The sequence below is a fragment of the Phenylobacterium sp. genome (assembly GCF_041691455.1).
Classification (GTDB): Bacteria; Pseudomonadota; Alphaproteobacteria; order Caulobacterales; family Caulobacteraceae; genus Phenylobacterium.
In genome coordinates, this window is record NZ_JBEPUO010000004.1 from 92867 (window position 1) to 109038 (window position 16172).

Consider the following 16172-nt stretch of genomic DNA (forward strand, 5'->3'; position numbering starts at 1 on the left):
CGGTTCTCGGGCCTGTTCGGAAGGGATCGACCCGACCCAAGAGTCCCGGACCGGCGGTTTCCGCCATGTGGACAGGCCGCTAGGGCGCGGATGCAGGTCTTGGGCGCCCGGGCAGGGCCCCTAGGGGTGGAGGACGGCGAGACCCTTGCGGTCAGCCAGGTCGCCCAGTCGGCGGTCGCGTGTCCAAAGGCGCGCGTCGGGGCTCAGCCGCGTCGCGGCCAGCAGGTGAGCGTCCAGATAGCCGACACCCAGGCCATGCAGCGCCTCGCGTTCAATGAAGGCCAGAACCTCGTCGTCGGTGGCGACGACCGCGGGCGGCAGAGCCTTGAGCGCCGCCAGGACCGTCTCGCGCTGACGCAGGTTGCCCATCGCCAGCTCGCCGGTCACCAGGGGATGGCCCAGCACCTCACCGGCCTCCAACCGCTGCGCCAGGGCCGGATCGCCCCGCCGCAAGTGGTCGACCCACACGGACGTATCGACCAGGATCATCGCCCGCGCGGCGGCGCCTTGAGGTCAGGTTCGCTGCCGCCCAGCCGCGCCAGCCGCCGCGCGCTTTCCCGCTGGATCAGCGCCACCAACGCCTCGCGCACGAGAGCGGATTTCTCTCTCAGACCCGTCAGGTCTTGGGCGTTCGCGAGGAGGTCATCATCGAGGGCAAGAGTGGTGCGCATGGGGACAATTCCACTATCAGGCACGAATTATAGCATTAAATGATGCCAGAATCCATGCTGACATCTCCGTGTAGCCGGATTGAGCGCCCACAATCCATACGCGCCCCGGCCAATGAACTCGAGATACCCACGCCCCCCGCCACATGCCTACCGCGGCCTTCACCACATCTCTTAATGGCGTGTGAAGAGGGGGGCCCCGAAGATAGGCGGAACGAGGGGAAGAAGGTCGAGTGATGGATAGTCAGGCGATCGGGCAAGAGCTGGCGGAAGCGCCCTCGGCGGGCGTGGAGCAGCTCGCCGCGGCGGCGCTCAAGAGTCTGTGGCGCACCGCCGGCCGTTTGGGGCCGCTGTGGCTGATCGGAACCCTGTTCATCGCGCTCAAGATCGTCGCCACCAACGGGCTGCTGGCCGGGGCGAGCGAGGTCCAGGCGGGGATGACGACCGGGGCCCTCGAGCTCGCCGGCCACGTCCTGCCGGCCGCGGTCTCCGGCCTCGCCATCCGCATGTACCTCGGCCGTGGGCGTGACGCCTGGAAGCTCGACGGCGCCTTCTGGCGCTATGTGGGCGTCATCACGCTCCTCAGCCTCGCGCCGGTGATGCTGTCGGTCTGGGTCAACACGCTGTGGACCGGCGGCCTGCCGAAGCTCGACATGGGCCTGCTCGCCGAGGCGACGATCGCGGCCGCAGTGCTGATCCTCCTGGTCTGGTCGACGCTTCGCCTGCTGCTCTGGCCGGTCGGCCGGCTGATGGGCGAGGCGGACATGACGCCGGACCGCTCCTGGAGCCTGATGCGCGGCGGCGTGGTCGGCTTCTTCGGCGCTTCGACGCTTCTGACCGCGCCGCTGTTCATGCTGTCGATGATCCCGGCGATGCTGACCCTGCACGGCGACCACGCCCAGGGCGAGCTGCTCGGCGCTCCGCTCGGCAGCGCCATGACCCTGGTGTTCGCGGCGGTGGCGGCGGAGATCTACCGCCTGCGGCTGGCGGATCTCGCCGGCCGGCCCCGGCCCGTCGCCGAGGTCCCGCCGGGCCAGCAGCGGCTTACCGCCTCGACTTCCTGAACCGCTCGGCCGCCTCGGCGCGCGCCTCGGCCTTGACCCGCTTGACCGCCCCGCGGTCGACCGTCTCGCCGGGCGCGGTCAAGACGTCGTTGGCGAATTCCAGGTCGAGCATCTTCAGCCGCTTGATCTCGTCGCGCAGGCGCGCGGCCTCCTCGAACTCCAGGTTGGAGGCGGCGGCCCGCATGCGGCCCTCGAGGTCGCGCAGCGTGGCCTTGAAGTTGTCGCCCAGGAACGGCTTGGAGCCGTCCTCGGCCACGCCCACCGGCACGGTGATCCGGTCCTTCTCGTAGGGCGAGGCCAGGATGTCCTTGATCCGGCTCTTGATGCTGGTGGCGGTGATGCCGTGGAGCGCGTTGTACTCTTCCTGCTTCTCGCGCCGCCGCTGGGTCTCGGCCATGGCGCGTTCCATGGAGCCGGTGACGCTGTCGGCATAGAGGATCACCCGGCCGTCGACGTTGCGCGCCGCGCGCCCGATGGTCTGGATCAGGCTGGTCTCCGAGCGCAGGAAGCCCTCCTTGTCGGCGTCGAGGATGGCCACCAGGCCGCACTCGGGGATGTCGAGGCCCTCGCGCAGCAGATTGATGCCGACCAGGGCGTCGAAGGCGCCGAGCCGCAGGTCGCGGATGATCTCGATCCGCTCCAGGGTGTCGACGTCGGAGTGCATGTAGCGGACCCGCAGGCCCTGCTCGTGCATGTACTCGGTCAGGTCCTCGGCCATCTTCTTGGTGAGCACGGTGATCAGGGCGCGGTAGCCCTGGGCGGCCACCTGGCGCACCTGGTCGATCACGTCGTCGACCTGGGAGAAGCCGTCCTTGGAGACCGGCTTGATCTCGACCGGCGGGTCGATGAGCCCGGTCGGGCGGATCACCTGCTCGATGAAGACCCCGCCGGTGCGCTCCATCTCCCAGGGGCCGGGGGTGGCCGAGACGTGCACGGTATCCGGCCGCATGGCCTCCCACTCCTCGAACTTGAGCGGGCGGTTGTCCATGGCCGAGGGCAGGCGGAAGCCGTATTCGGCCAGCGTGAATTTCCGCCGGTAGTCGCCCCGGTACATGCCGCCGATCTGCGGCACGGTCTGGTGGCTCTCGTCGACGAAGAGCAGGGCGTTTTCCGGGATGTATTCGAAGAAGGTCGGCGGCGGCTCGCCGGTCCGCCGGCCGGTCAGGTAGCGCGAGTAGTTCTCGATGCCGGCGCAGGAGCCGGTGGCCTGGATCATCTCCAGGTCGAAGGTGGTGCGCTGTTCCAGCCGTTGGGCTTCCAGGAGCTTGCCCTCGGCGACCATCCAGTCGAGCCGCTCCTTGAGCTCGTCCTTGATCTGGCTGATCGCCTGGTTGAGCGTCGGCCTGGGCGTCACATAGTGCGAGTTCGCGTAGATCTTCACGCCCTTCAGGTCGGCGGTCTTCTTGCCGGTCAGCGGGTCGAACTCGGTGATCGTCTCGATGGTGTCGCCGAACAGGCTGATCCGCCAGGCGCGGTCCTCGTAGTGGGCGGGGAAGATCTCGATGGTGTCCCCGCGCCGGCGGAAGGTGCCGCGCTCGAAGGCCTGATCGTTGCGCTTGTACTGCTGGGCCACGAGGTCGCCCATCAGCTTGCGCTCGTCGAGCTGCTGGCCGGGCTCCAGCGTGAAGGTCATGGCCGTATAGGTCTCGACCGAGCCGATGCCGTAGATGCAGGAGACCGAGGCCACGACGATCACGTCGTCGCGTTCCAGGATCGCCCGGGTGGCCGAGTGGCGCATCCGGTCGATCTGCTCGTTAATCGAGCTGTCCTTCTCGATGTAGGTGTCGGTCCGCGGCACATAGGCCTCGGGCTGGTAATAGTCGTAGTAGGAGACGAAGAACTCGACCGCGTTCTCGGGGAAGAAGCTCTTGAATTCGCTGTAGAGCTGGGCGGCGAGCGTCTTGTTGGGCGCGAGGATCAGCGCCGGGCGCTGGGTCAGCTCGATCACCTTGGCCATGGTGAAGGTCTTGCCTGACCCGGTGACGCCCAGCAGCACCTGGTCGTGCTCGCGGGCGTTGACGCCGGCCACCAGCTCCGGGATCGCGGTCAGCTGGTCGCCGGCCGGCTCGTAGTCGCTGACCAGCTTGAACTTCTGGCCGCCCTCGGACTTGGCGGGCCGGTCCGGCCGGTGCGGCTTCCACAGCATCGGCATGGTGTTCTCGTCGTAGTCGAACGAGGCCGACATGTCGGCGACGCCCGGCGGCGGCGCGGTGGTGATCTGAGAACGGGCCATGAACGCCAAGGTAGGTCCTGCGAGGCTGTAACGCCACCCCGCGGAAGGCGGTTGCTGACAGGAAGGTGGCAGGAGCAAGCTCGGGAAAAGACCGGAGGATATGAATGGCCAAAGACCACCTCGACGCCGAAGCCGTCCGCGCCGCCCAGGGCGTGCTGGACGCCTTCATGACGGCGTTCAACGCCCGCGACATCCCGGCCTTCGAGGACACCTTCAACTTCCCGAGCGTGCGGCTGGCCAGCGAAGGGCTGGTGATCATCAACAGGGGCGACCTGAAGCCCGAGCGCTACACCACCGGCGCGCTCGCCGAATGGGACCATTCGGCCTGGGACCGCCGCGAGGTGATCCACGCGGGCCCCGAGAAGGTGCACATCGACACCCGCTTCACCCGCTACCGCAAGGACGGCTCGGTGATCGGCGGCTTCGACTCGATCTACGTCGTCACCCGCCAGGACGGCCACTGGGGCGTGAAGATCCGCTCCAGCTTCGCGCCCTGATCAGCGCCGCGCGTCCAGCCAGTCCTTGATGGTGCGGTCGACCAGGGCTTCGGCGTCGTGCTGCACGAAGTGGCCGGCGGTGGGGACCATCAGGATCGTGGTGTCGGCGGTGACGTGCTCCCAGACGCCGTTGTGGCCGGCGGCGTTGAGCGCGGTGTCCTTCATGCCGTGGATGACCAGCACCGGGACCTTGATCGGCGGGTAGGTCTGCGGCGGACCCACGGCCTCGCCGGTCCCCTTCGGATAGTTGGCCCGGTAGTAGTTCATCATCGCGGCGAAGTCGGAGCGCTTGAAGGCCTCCACATAGCCGGGCTTTTCCTTCGGGTCCTTCACCCAGCCGGCCAGGCCCTCGGCGGTCAGCGCCTTCTCCGAGCCTTCCTTCTGGAAGTTGCGGGCGTAGTTGGAGCCTTCCTGCTGGGCCTTGTTGGTGGCCAGCTCGCGCGCCATGCCGGCCGGGTGCGGGACGGACAGGATCACCAGCTTGTTCACCAGGTCCGGCCGGTTCAGCACCGTCTGCCAGGCGATCGCCGCGCCCCAGTCGTGGCCGATCACGATGGCGTTCTTCTGGCCCTCGGCGGCGATCACCGCGGCCACGTCGCCGATCAGGTTCGGCATGGCGTAGGCGGCCTCGCCCTTGGGCTGGTCGGAGAGGTTGTAGCCGCGGTTGTCCAGGGCCGCGGTGCGGTAGCCGGCGGCCGAGAGGGTGGCCATCAGCGGCTTCCAGGTCGCCCAGTAGTCGGGGAAGCCATGGATCAGCACCACCAGCGGCCCCTTGCCCTCGACCACATAGTGGATCTTCACCGCGCCGTTCTGGGCGAACCGGTCCTGCGTCTTTCCGGCCGGTGGGGCGGCCTGGGCCGCGAAAGCCAGGGTCAGCGCCATAGCGATCGCGCCGGCAAAGGTGATCTTGCGCATCTTGGAAGCCTCCCGTTTCGAATGACCATAGCACCGCTTACGCCGTAAGCGAGAGACGGCTTCATACTATGTGCTAGACAGTGTGTGTCACACAGTATACGACGCACAGCATGCCGACCGAAATCGAGATCTTCGAAGCCCTGAAACTGGAACTGCGCCGCGGATCGCTGATCCTGGCCGTGCTCGGCCACCTGCGCCGCGAGCACTACGGCTACACCCTGCGCAAGGCGCTCTCCGATGCCGGCGTCGAGATCGACGAAGGCGCGCTCTACCCGATGCTGCGGCGCCTGGAGACCCAGGGCCTGCTGACCAGCGAGTGGCGCGAGGAGGAGAAGCGCAACAAGCGCTTCTACCGGCTGTCCGACGAGGGGACGCGGGTCCTGGCCCGCCTGGCCGACGAATGGCGCGCTCTCAACGCGTCCGTGACCGACATTCTGAAGGGGGAGTCCTGATGGACCTCATCGAACGCTATGTGGCGGCCGTCGGCCGTCAGCTGCCCGAAAAGCAGGCGGCCGACATCGAGAACGAACTGCGTGATGTCCTGCTGTCGCGGCAGGAGGAGCAGGAGGCGCGGCTCGGACGCCCGATGACCCGGTCCGAGATGGAGGCGCTGCTGTTCGAGTTCGGCCATCCGCTGACCGTCGCCGGCCGCTATCGGCGCACCCAGCACCTGATCGGGCCTGAGGTGTTCCCGTTCTGGTGGGCGGCGGTCAAGGTGATGCTGTCGATCGTGGCGGGCGTCTATGTGGTGCTGATCATCGTCGGCGTCCTGACCGACCAGACGCCCTCGCAGTTCAACAGGGCCGTGCCCTCGATCTGGTATGTCGCGGTCTATCTGTTCGGGCTGATCACGCTCGTCTGCATGGGCATCGAGCGGTTCGGCAAGACGCAGGTTCTGCAGCGCTGGAAACCCTCCCACCTGCCGCCGGCCGGGGGCAAGCAACGCTCACGCTTCGAGCTAGGCGCGGAAATCGGCGCCGACGTGGTGTTCATCGCCTGGTGGAGCGGCCTGATCCACTTCGCCGATCTCATTCCCTATCCGGACTTCCTGCGCATCGACATGGCGCCTGTGTGGACGGTCTGGCACTGGCCGATCCTGAGCTACTACGTGGTGGAGATGATCGCGAACCTGGTCGCCATCGCCCGGCCCGGCTGGATCCGGGGGAACGCCGCGATCCTGGCGGTCCGCTACCTCGTGGGCATCGCCATCCTGATCCAGGTGGTGCGCGCCGGCCACTGGCTGACGGTCAGTTCGCCGGCGATACCGCCCCATGCCTTGGCGATCGTGCAGACCAATGTGGATCTGGGCATGCACATCGGGCTGGGCCTCGCGATCGCCGGCATGAGCCTGCGGATCGCGCTGGAGTGGTGGCGTCTGCGGCGCAGGCTGCGCGCGCAGCTCGCCGCCTAGAAGCCGCGCGCCGCGTTGGCCAGCATCAGCACGGTGGCGGCCAGCGCCGCCACGGCGATCAGGATGTGGCGCACGGCCGCGGTTCTCCCCAGGTCCCTGAGGAGAGATACGCCGCCGGCCGAAATCCGGATGCGGATAGGGCGGTTAGTGCTTGTTGTCGTCCGCGTGGCCCGCGACAGCGCCGGCTGCGCCGCCGACCGCCGCACCCACGGGACCGGCCACGACCGCGCCGGCGACCGCGCCTGAGGCGGCCTTCTGTTCGATGGTGTGGCCGCAGGCGGCGAGGCCCGTCAGGGCGCCCGCGACGATGAGCAGGCCGAGCGTCTTGCGCATGTTCTTTCTCCAGGTGCGAACAACGCCGAGACAAACGAAACGGCGCCGCTTGCGGTTCCGCCAACAGCCCAGGTTGGCCCGTGATCTGCGCGGGCAACGTCCGTTGTGCCAGTCACGCACAACTCGCCCGAGGCGTGTCTTTTCATGTTGCAGTGCAATATAAGCTTGCCAAGCGGGCCAAATTTGTTCATAGAGCCTTCATCATTTGCCGTCGCCCACCCCTATCGAGTCCCGGGGCGGGTCAGCCAGCGGTCACTGCCAGCAAGAGCAGGGGCGATCGCGGCGACAAAGTTGGGGGGCAGTTCGCCCTCGCCGTGTAGGACACGTTTGTTTTGACAATAGGAACGCAGGCGCGCGCCGATCGGCGCGGGCTGTTTAGCGCCGCTTTGATTGGCTCCGGCATCGGCCTGGGCCTGGGCGCGGCCTATCTGGCGGCGGGCTTGGCGCAGGCCACGTCCGACCACTTCCGGGCTGAGCGGATCGCCGAATCGGCCCGCGGCGGCTTCTCGGAAACCATGTTGCAGCGCGAAATGGATCGCATGGATCCGGCCGCTCTGCGGCTGGCGCGCGCGCATGACAGTTTCACAGCCGAGCCCGGCCGCGACGCGCCGCAGGCCTGGCCCTCGCGGCTTGGCGACCGGCTGCCGGCCGGCGGGCGTCACTCGCCGCTGGACGGCGCCCGCGAGCTCGATTGCCTGACCTCGGCGGTCTATTTCGAAGCCCGTGGCGAGACTCCGCGCGGCCAGGCGGCGGTGGCCCAGGTGGTGCTGAACCGGGTGGCCAACCCGCGTTTCCCGAAGAGCGTCTGCGGCGTGGTGTTCCAAGGCGCGGCGACCCACGGCTGCCAGTTCAGTTTCGCCTGCGACGGCTCGATGCGGCACGGCCGCGAGGCCGCCGCCTGGGATCGCGCCCGGCGCATCGCCGAACGCGCCCTGTCCGGTGTGAGGCTGGCCGACATCGGCAAGGCGACCCATTTCCACACCACCGACTGCCAGCCCGACTGGGGGCCGCAGATGTTGCGCGTCGCCCAGGTCGGCCTGCACGTCTTCTACCGCTTCAATCCGCACGCGCCGGTGAGCCAGCCGGGGGATCGCGCCACGTTCGTCAGCCTGCCGATCGGCCCGGCGTCGAACCTTCGCCTGGCGACCGCCCTGCTTGAGAAGACCGCGGATGCGACCGTGGCCGCCAGCGGTCTCGCGCCGCTGCCGGCGGCGGCGGGCGAGCCCAAGACGGCGGCGGTGAAGCCCGCCGAGCCGGCCGGCAATCTGGCGAAGAGCTCCGATGCTGGCCTTTCGCGAGCCGGAGACGCCGCGGCGTCCTGATCCCGGCGAGCTGAGCCTTGCGCTCCTGGGACTTCCCCGCCAGCGTGCGGCCAGTCCCAGGGGAAGGCCCAGCCATGCCAGATCAAGCTCACGAGGAGCTCGCGCACCAGCTCCTCAACTGCTCCTATGAGGCGCTGAATCCGGTCCAGCGAAGCGTCATCGACCTGATCGCCAACGAAGACCCGACCCATATCAATCCGGCGCTCTCGCACGACCACCGCACCTTCGGCTCCCGACTGGCCGACCAGGTGGCCGCGGTGGGCGGCTCGTGGGGCTTCATCATCACCTTCGGCGTGATCCTCGCGCTCTGGATGGGGTGGAACACCGCGACCAAGGGCCATCCGCTGGCCTTCGACCCCTATCCGTTCATCTTCCTCAACCTGATGCTGTCGATGGTGGCCGCGATCCAGGCGCCGGTGATCATGATGAGCCAGAACCGCGCCGCGGCGCGCGACCGCGAGGCCGCCGACCACGATTACACCGTCAATCTGCGCGCCGAGCTCGAGATCATGCACTTGCACGACAAGGTCGACACCATGCGCGAGAAGCAGATGCTGGAGATGCTGAAGCAGCAGCGCGAGGCGCTGCGACTGCTTAAGGGCCAGGTGGACAAGCTCGCCTCGAAGAAGGCGTAGCCGGGCGGGCGTCCTAGACCCGCGCCGCGCGCCGCAGCGCCTGGGGCGGCTGGCCGAACGTCCGCAGGAAGGCCCGGCGCATGCGCTCCGGATCGCGGAAGCCGGAGTCCTCGGCGACCCGGTCGATCGGATCGTGGCCGGCCTCGACGCGCACGCGCGCGGCCTCCAGGCGCAGGCGCTCGACCGCCTTGGCGGGGGTGACCCCGGTCTCGGCGGTGAAGGCGCGGGCGAAGTGGCGCGGGCTCATGGCCGCCTGATCGGCCAGTCGCTCGACGCCCAGCGGCTCGGCCAGCCGCTCGCGCATCCAGTCCATCAGACCGGCGAACCGCCCGTGCGCTCCGCCCATGTCCAGCAGGGCGGAGAATTGCGACTGCCCGCCCGGGCGGCGCTGATGGACCACCAGTTGCTGGGCGGTCTGCTTGGCGACCGCGCCGCCCAGGTCGTCCTCGATCAGGGCCAGCGCCAGGTCGATGCCGGCGGTGATCCCGGCCGAGGTCCAGACCTCGCCCTGGCGCACGAAGATCCGGTCGGGCTCCAGGCGGATCTTCGGATAGCGCCGCGCGAAGTCGTCTGAGCGGCTCCAGTGCGTCGTCGCGCGCTTGCCGTCCAGCAGGCCGGCCTCGGCCAGCAGATAGGCCCCGGAGCAGACGCTGGCGGTCCGCCGGGCGCTGGACGCGCGGCGGCGAAGCCAGGCGACCGACTCCCCCAGGTCGCCCAGCGTCCGCGTGCCGATGCCGCCCGCCACCACCAGGGTGTCGTAGGCGCCGTCGCCGAGCGGGGCGGCCATGATCCGCACGCCTGCGGAGCTGGCGATCTCGCCGCCGCCCGCGGCGACCACTTCCAGGGCGTAGGCGCCGGGCGCGATCCGCCCGGCGATCTCGAAGGCGGCGACGGGGCCCGTGGCGTCCAGGATCTGGAACTCAGGGAAGATCAGGACGGCGATTTTGCGGGTCATGGCAGATTCCGAGGGAAAAAGGTCATTTCAGCCGGAACCTAGACCCGCGACCATGTTGAGGTCAAACCCGGAGACCGACGCCATGCCCCAAACCGCCGCCAAGCTGCAGATCGTCATCCCGCTCTTCCCGGGCGTGACCCACCTCGACTTCACCGGCCCGCACCAGGTGCTGAGCCGCGCGCCGGACGCCGAGGTGATCGTCGCCTCGCTGGGCGGCCGCGACATCGCCGCCGAGGGCCTGGTGTTCACCGGCCTGGCGGATCTGGCGCGCGTCGAGCGCTGCGACCTGCTCTGCGTCCCCGGCGGCTACGGCGCCGCCGAGGCCATGCTGGACGAGGGCTTCATGCGCCAGGTCCGGCGGCTGGGCGCGCAGTCCCGCTACCTGACCTCGGTCTGCACCGGGTCGCTGATCCTCGCGGCGGCCGGATTCCTGCGCGGCAAGCGCGCCGCCTGCCACTGGGCCTGGCGTGAGCTGCTGGAGCCGTTCGGCGCCATCGTCGACGAGCGCCGCGTGGCGCGCGACGGAAACATCATCACCGGCGGCGGCGTCACCGCCGGCCTCGACTTCGCCTTCACGGTGCTGGCCGAGATCGCCGGCGAGGACTTCGCCAAGACGGTGCAGCTCGGCCTGGAATACGCGCCGGCCCCGCCGTTCGACGCCGGCCGCCCGGAGCTTGCGCCGCCACAGGTGCTGGCCGCCTACAGCCGCCGCATCGGTCCGCTGGTGGCGGCCCGCCGCGCCGCCGCCGAGGAGGCCGCTCGACGCCTGCTGCCCGTCTGACGGTCGAGAGCGGGCGCTCGACCGCCTTGCGCTCGCCTTTTGATCCGATCAGCATCCCCTGGGCGATGCGCCATGCTGTGCGATATCGCAGCGCGCCGGTCCGTCATTTGAACCCAGGGAATTTGAAGCCATGAAATACCGCAAACTTGGCGCGAGCGATCTTGAGGTCTCGGAAATCTCCCTCGGCTCCTGGCTGACCTATGGCGTCGGCGTGAAGCAGGACGCGGCGCGGGCCTGCGTCGACAAGGCCTTTGATCTGGGCATCAATTTCATCGACACGGCCAACGTCTACGGTCGCGGTGCGGCCGAGAGCGTGCTGGGCGAGACCCTCGCCGGGCGCAAACGCGACAGCTACGTCCTGGCCACCAAGGTGTACGGCCAGATGAGCGACACCGACCAAGGCCTGTCGCGGACCCAGATCCTCAAACAGATGGACGCGTCGCTGAAGCGGCTGCGGACCGATTTCGTCGACCTCTATCAATGCCACCGCTACGACGTGAACACGCCGCTGGAAGAGACCATGGAAGCCCTGAGCGAGGTGGTCCGGGCCGGTAAGGCGCGCTGGATCGGCTTCAGCGAATGGTCGCCGGACCAGATCGAGGCCGCCTTCGCCATTCCCGGGGTCGAGAAGTTCGTCTCCAGCCAGCCGCAATATTCCCTGCTGTGGCGCCGGCCGGAGGCCAAGGTGATCCCGATCTCGGCGGCCAACAGCGTCTCGCAGATCGTCTGGTCGCCGCTGGCCCAAGGCGTGCTCTCCGGCAAATACCGGCCGGGCGCGGCGTTGCCGGCGGATTCGCGCGGGGCGAGCGACTCCATGGGCTCGGCCATGCAGACCTGGCTGCGACCGGAGATCCTGGAGGCGGTGCAGAAGCTGAAGCCGCTGGCCGAAGAGGCTGGCTGCTCGCTCTCGCAGTTCTCGCTGGCCTGGGTGCTGCGCGAGCCCAACGTGGCCTCGGCCATCGTCGGCGCGAGCCGACCCGATCAGCTGGAGGAGAACGCGGCGGCCTCCGGCCTGCAGGTCGATCCGGCGCTTTTCGCGAAGGCCGAGGCCATCGTCGCGGGCGTCCGGCGCGCCACGAGCTAGCCGAAGGAGCGATTGTTGGCCCACGACCACAACCCGCACCGCGAAGCGGTCGGAGAGAGCTTCTCGCTGGCCGCGATGGTCAAGGCGCGCGACCTGACCTTCGACGCGGTCCGCCGCATCGCCGAGGCGGTCCATCCCGGCATGACCGAGGGTCGGGCGCATGGCCTGGCGCAGGAAATCATCGAGGCCATGGGCATGGAGCGGCTCTGGCACAAGAACGTCATCCGCTTCGGTCCCGGGACGTTGGAGACCTTCCACGGCGACTTCCAGCCCGGCTATGTGCTCAAGGCCGACGACATCTTCTACGTCGATCTGGGGGTGGTCTGGGATGGCCACGAGGGTGATGCGGGCGACACCTTTGTGGTCGGCGACGACCCGGAGATGGCGGCCTGCGCCGAGGCCGCGCGCAGGCTCTGGGACGAGGTGGCGGCGCGCTGGCGCGGCGAAGGGCTGAGCGGGCCGGGGCTCTACGATTTCGCCCGCGACCGAGCCGAGGCCATGGGCTGGCGGCTCAACTGGGAGGTGAAGGGTCACCGGGTCAGCGATTTCCCACATGCGATCTACAAGGCCGGCGCGCTCGGCGACTTCGAGGGCTGTCCGGCGACGGGACTATGGATCCTGGAGATCCAGATCGCGCATCCGAGCCGACCGATCGGCGCCTTCTACGAGGACCTGCTGTACGAGGCGGCCGGCTAGCCGAAGGTGAAGGCGAAGGCCTGGACGCCGGGATCGAGGAACTCGATCTCGAAGCTGCCCTCCCGCGATGGCCCGCCTTGCCGCACGAGTTGGTAGAGCCGGTGCTCGGAGACCGCGCCTGCGCCCGCCGCATCGACGTCGGCGCCGTGGTCGTTCGCGGGCGGCTTTCCGTCCAGGCGGATGCGGAAACGCACGGGGCGCCCGTTCGCGCCGGGGCCGAGCACGAGGTGCAGGTCGCGGCCGCGGAAGCGGTAGGTGATCGTCGCGTGGGCGGCGTTGGCCGTCGCGGCCTCGGCGCCGGCCGTCCAGGCCCCGCCGAGGGTCCAGTGGCTCACGGGCGGCGGTTTCGTGGGCGGATAGACGTGGGCGCGGTCCTCGATCAGGCCGTCGGGATTGTCGTTGCCCGTGGCCTTCAGATAGCCGACGTAGGTCTCCGGCGACTGCGGTTCGTTGAGATCGGCCGACGCGCCGGCGCCGGCCGCGACGACGCTCACCACGCCGCCGGCGACGCCGCGCGCGCCGTTCTCGGCCAGGAGCCGCTGGATGACCTGCTCGGACTGCGCATACTCGCCCTCGCCGAAGTGGTGGTGGCGGATGCGGCCCTGGCCGTCGATGAAGTAGTGGGCCGGCCAGTAGCTGTTGTCGAAGGCCCGCCAGATCGCACGGTCGTTGTCGACCGCAACGGGGTAGCTGACCGCAAGCTCCCGGACCGCGCGGCGCACATTGCCGAGGTCGCCCTCGAAGGCGAATTCCGGCGTGTGCACGCCGATCACCACCAGGCCCTGGTCCTTGTACTTCTTCGCCCAGGCTTCGACGTAGGGCAGGGACCTCAGGCAGTTGATGCAGGAGTAGGTCCAGAAATCGACCACCACGACCCTGCCGCGCAGGCCCTCGGCGGTCAGCGGCGGCGAGTTCAGCCAGGCGACCGCGCCGGTCAGCGGCGGCATCTTGCCCTCGATCGGCAGGGCGGCCCCGGCCGGCGTCGCGGCGGAGGTCGCGGGCGCCCCTGCGCCCCTGAACCGGTCGAGCAGGCCCTGCTCGATCTTTGAGGTGCTGGCCAGCGACAGGCGGGTGAGGACGCCGGTGTCGAAGCCGAACGCGATGGCCGCGACCGCGACCAGAACGACGAGGCCAAGCCCGCGCCGCAGCCACTCGCTGGCGCCCAGCGACCGCTTCATCGTGGCGTAGACGCGGCCCCCGACCAGGAGGGCCAGGGCGAGGGAGGTCGCGGCGCCCGCGGCATAGGCCAGGAGCAGGAGCGAGGTCTGGACGCTCGCCCCCTGCAGGGCCGCGCCGGTGAGGACGAGGCCGAGGATCGGCCCGGCGCAGGGCGCCCAGAGCAGGCCCGTGGCGACGCCCAGCAGGAATGAGGTCGCAGCCGTTGAGGCAGAATCGCCACTCCCAGAGGCCGATTCGGACAGCCGCGCGCCCAGCGCCACGAGCGGCCGGGTGACCCGGTCGGCAAGGCTGGGGAGCAGCAGGAGAAGGCCGAAGAAGCCCAGGACCACCAGGGCCGCGATCCGGCCGTAGCCATTGGCCTGCACGGCCCAGCCGCCGCCCACGGCCGCGAGGCTCGCGACGCCCGCGAAGGTGATCGCCATGCCCGCCAGCATCGGCAGGCCGCTTTTCACGAACGGCTGGCCGGCGCGGGCGAAGACGAACGGCAGCACCGGCAGAATGCACGGACTGACGATGGTCAAGGCGCCGCCGAGGTAGGCTAGGATGAACAGCAGCATGAACGCGGGTCTTTCGGCGCGGTCGGCGAAACGATAGGTAGTCGAGCTACATAACGGTAAGGCGCTGGAGGGACGAGGGCATGATAAACCAGGCTGGCAGGCGGGATCGAAGCTTTTGGCCGATGGCGCTCGGTGTCGCAGGCGCCCTGGCGGTAACCGCCGGCGTGGGCCTGACCGTGCAGGCCGCGCCCAAGACCGCGCCCGCCAAGACCGCGGCCTGCGCCGGCGACAATGGCGGCATCACCCTGCCGCCCGGCTTTTGCGCCACGGTCTTCGCCGACAATGTGGGCAATGTGCGCCACCTCGCGGTGGCCGCCGACGGGACGGTCTACGGCAATCTGTGGAACGGCTCGTCCTACTTCCCGCGCGACAAGCCGCCGGCCGACGGCTTCCTGGTGGCGATGCAGGACACCGACCGCGACGGCAAGGCCGACAAGGTCACCCATTTCGGCCAGACCCCGGCCGAGGGGTCCAAGGGCGGCACCGGCATCGGGCTCTACAAGGGCTTCGTCTACGCCGAGATGAACGACAAGATCGTCCGCTATCCGCTGGCGGGCTCGGTGGTCCCGGCTGACAAGCCGGAGGTCGTGGTGTCCGGCATGCCGCTGGGCGGCGACCACCCGATGCATCCCTTCGCGATCAACGCCAAGGGCCAGCTTTTCATCGACATGGGCACGGCGACCAATTCCTGCCAGCCGAAGAACCGCGTGGCGGGCATCCCCGGCAATCAGCCTTGCGACGAGCTTCCGACGCGCGGCGGGACCTGGCTCTATTCGGCGGACAAGCTCGATCAGAAGTTCTCGCCCGCCGAGCGTTACGCCACCGGCATCCGCAACGGCATGGGCCTGGCGTTCGACGCCTCCGGCCGGCTGTTCGCCACCCAGCACGGCCGCGACCAGCTGTTGCAGAACTGGGGGAAGCTCTACCCCGACGCCAAGACGACGACGGAACTGCCATCCGAGGAGCTGATGCTGGAGGCCAAGGGCGGCGATTACGGCTGGCCCTTCTGCTACTACGACAACTTCCAGAAGAAGCTGGTCCTGGCCCCGGAATACGGCGGCGACGGCGGCAAGGAAGTCGGCCTCTGCGCGACCAAGACGCCGCCTGTGGCGGCGTTCCCGGCGCACTGGGCCCCCAACAGCCTGCAGATCTACACGGCCAAGGCCTTCCCCACCGCCTATCAGGGCGGCGCGTTCATCGCCTTCCACGGCTCCTGGAACCGGGCGCCGGCGGCGCAGAACGGCTTCAACGTGGTGTTCCAGCCGCTGAAGGGCGGCAAGGCGTCGGGCGACTACCTGGTCTTCGCTGACGGCTTCGCGGGCCCCAACAAGGCTTCGGGCAAGGCGGTGTTCCGGCCGAGCGGCCTGGCGGTCGGTCCCGATGGCGCACTCTACATCTCCGACGACGTGAAGGGCCGCATCTGGCGGGTGACCTACCAGGGCCCGGCCGGCGCCCCGGCAGCCGCCGCGCCGGCGCCGACCTACGCCGAGCCCACAGCCGCCGCGCCGGTGACCGCGCTTCCGGTTCCGCCCGGCGGCACGGCCGAGCAGGTCGCCAAGGGCATGGCGCTGTTCCAAGGCGGCAGCTGCGGCGCCTGCCATGGCACGGACGCCACAGGCGGTCAGGTCGGCCCGCCGCTCAACACCGGCAGTCCGCTATGGACCGATGGCAGCCTCGCCTCGATCACCGACCTGATCACCAAGGGCGTGCCGGCGCCCAAGCAGTACCGCAGCCCCATGCCGCCGATGGGCGGGGCCCAGCTGTCGCCGGACGATCTCGCCGCCGTCTCCGCCTATGTCTGGGCGGTCGGCCACAAGCCGAAATAAGAACAAGAGAAGAGGG

At 69.2% G+C, this 16172-nt stretch carries 17 protein-coding genes; 10 read left to right on the forward strand and 7 right to left on the reverse strand.

The window, feature by feature from the left end; genetic code table 11:
* Positions 1-120 precede the first annotated feature (120 nt).
* Both ACESMY_RS08580 and ACESMY_RS08585 read right to left on the reverse strand, forming a co-directional pair.
* Complete coding sequence (locus ACESMY_RS08580; RefSeq protein ID WP_372784148.1) at positions 121-489, reverse strand: type II toxin-antitoxin system VapC family toxin; 369 nt, start codon at positions 487-489, stop codon at positions 121-123.
* Complete coding sequence (locus tag ACESMY_RS08585) at positions 486-671, reverse strand: type II toxin-antitoxin system VapB family antitoxin (protein ID WP_372784149.1); 186 nt, start codon at positions 669-671, stop codon at positions 486-488. The genes ACESMY_RS08580 and ACESMY_RS08585 overlap by 4 nt, the downstream gene beginning before the upstream one ends.
* 233 nt (positions 672-904) lie before the next feature.
* Here ACESMY_RS08585 and ACESMY_RS08590 point away from each other — a divergent pair, with 233 nt between their 5' ends.
* Complete coding sequence (locus ACESMY_RS08590; protein WP_372784150.1) at positions 905-1732, forward strand: hypothetical protein; 828 nt, start codon at positions 905-907, stop codon at positions 1730-1732.
* On the opposite strand, the gene uvrB is transcribed toward ACESMY_RS08590, so the two are convergent.
* On the reverse strand, positions 1713-3965 hold the full coding sequence (uvrB, locus tag ACESMY_RS08595) for an excinuclease ABC subunit UvrB (RefSeq protein WP_372784151.1): 2253 nt from the start codon (positions 3963-3965) through the stop codon (positions 1713-1715). The genes ACESMY_RS08590 and uvrB overlap by 20 nt on opposite strands.
* 104 nt (positions 3966-4069) lie before the next feature.
* Between uvrB and ACESMY_RS08600 the strand changes: the two genes are divergently transcribed.
* Entirely contained in the window at positions 4070-4462 is a 393-nt protein-coding gene (locus ACESMY_RS08600) for a hypothetical protein (protein WP_372784152.1), read from the forward strand.
* Here ACESMY_RS08600 and ACESMY_RS08605 read toward each other — a convergent pair whose 3' ends face one another.
* Positions 4463-5377 (reverse strand): alpha/beta fold hydrolase, encoded by a 915-nt coding sequence (locus ACESMY_RS08605; RefSeq protein WP_372784153.1) that lies wholly within the window; start codon positions 5375-5377, stop codon positions 4463-4465.
* A 110-nt stretch (positions 5378-5487) separates the two neighbouring features.
* Between ACESMY_RS08605 and ACESMY_RS08610 the strand changes: the two genes are divergently transcribed.
* The gene (locus tag ACESMY_RS08610; RefSeq protein WP_372784154.1) at positions 5488-5829 is read left to right on the forward strand and encodes a PadR family transcriptional regulator; all 342 of its coding nucleotides are present in this window, start codon (positions 5488-5490) and stop codon (positions 5827-5829) included.
* Positions 5829-6788: a hypothetical protein gene (locus tag ACESMY_RS08615; RefSeq protein WP_372784155.1), complete on the forward strand. Its 960-nt coding sequence runs from the start codon at positions 5829-5831 to the stop codon at positions 6786-6788. The genes ACESMY_RS08610 and ACESMY_RS08615 overlap by 1 nt, the downstream gene beginning before the upstream one ends.
* A 144-nt stretch (positions 6789-6932) precedes the next feature.
* On the opposite strand, the gene ACESMY_RS08620 is transcribed toward ACESMY_RS08615, so the two are convergent.
* Positions 6933-7121: a hypothetical protein gene (locus ACESMY_RS08620; protein WP_372784156.1), complete on the reverse strand. Its 189-nt coding sequence runs from the start codon at positions 7119-7121 to the stop codon at positions 6933-6935.
* A gap of 386 nt (positions 7122-7507) precedes the next feature.
* Between ACESMY_RS08620 and ACESMY_RS08625 the strand changes: the two genes are divergently transcribed.
* Positions 7508-8443 (forward strand): cell wall hydrolase, encoded by a 936-nt coding sequence (locus tag ACESMY_RS08625; protein WP_372784157.1) that lies wholly within the window; start codon positions 7508-7510, stop codon positions 8441-8443.
* A 74-nt stretch (positions 8444-8517) separates the two neighbouring features.
* The gene (locus tag ACESMY_RS08630) at positions 8518-9078 is read left to right on the forward strand and encodes a DUF1003 domain-containing protein (RefSeq protein ID WP_372784158.1); all 561 of its coding nucleotides are present in this window, start codon (positions 8518-8520) and stop codon (positions 9076-9078) included.
* A gap of 13 nt (positions 9079-9091) precedes the next feature.
* Here ACESMY_RS08630 and ACESMY_RS08635 read toward each other — a convergent pair whose 3' ends face one another.
* Positions 9092-10033, reverse strand: coding sequence for a GlxA family transcriptional regulator (locus tag ACESMY_RS08635; protein ID WP_372784159.1), 942 nt, complete (start codon positions 10031-10033; stop codon positions 9092-9094).
* 82 nt (positions 10034-10115) lie between these two features.
* Between ACESMY_RS08635 and ACESMY_RS08640 the strand changes: the two genes are divergently transcribed.
* The 3 genes from ACESMY_RS08640 (at position 10116) to ACESMY_RS08650 (ending at position 12594) form a co-directional block, all read left to right on the forward strand.
* A complete protein-coding gene (locus ACESMY_RS08640) occupies positions 10116-10814 on the forward strand; it encodes a DJ-1/PfpI family protein (protein ID WP_372784160.1) in 699 nt (232 codons plus the stop codon).
* A 130-nt stretch (positions 10815-10944) separates the two neighbouring features.
* Positions 10945-11898: an aldo/keto reductase family protein gene (locus tag ACESMY_RS08645; protein WP_372784161.1), complete on the forward strand. Its 954-nt coding sequence runs from the start codon at positions 10945-10947 to the stop codon at positions 11896-11898.
* Positions 11899-11913: 15 nt separating this feature from the next.
* Positions 11914-12594 (forward strand): M24 family metallopeptidase, encoded by a 681-nt coding sequence (locus ACESMY_RS08650; RefSeq protein WP_372784162.1) that lies wholly within the window; start codon positions 11914-11916, stop codon positions 12592-12594.
* On the opposite strand, the gene ACESMY_RS08655 is transcribed toward ACESMY_RS08650, so the two are convergent.
* Positions 12591-14330: a cytochrome c biogenesis protein DipZ gene (locus ACESMY_RS08655; RefSeq protein ID WP_372784163.1), complete on the reverse strand. Its 1740-nt coding sequence runs from the start codon at positions 14328-14330 to the stop codon at positions 12591-12593. The two genes, ACESMY_RS08650 and ACESMY_RS08655, sit on opposite strands and share 4 nt — an antisense overlap.
* A gap of 122 nt (positions 14331-14452) precedes the next feature.
* Here ACESMY_RS08655 and ACESMY_RS08660 point away from each other — a divergent pair, with 122 nt between their 5' ends.
* Positions 14453-16156 (forward strand): c-type cytochrome, encoded by a 1704-nt coding sequence (locus tag ACESMY_RS08660; RefSeq protein ID WP_372784164.1) that lies wholly within the window; start codon positions 14453-14455, stop codon positions 16154-16156.
* Positions 16157-16172: the final 16 nt, after the last annotated feature.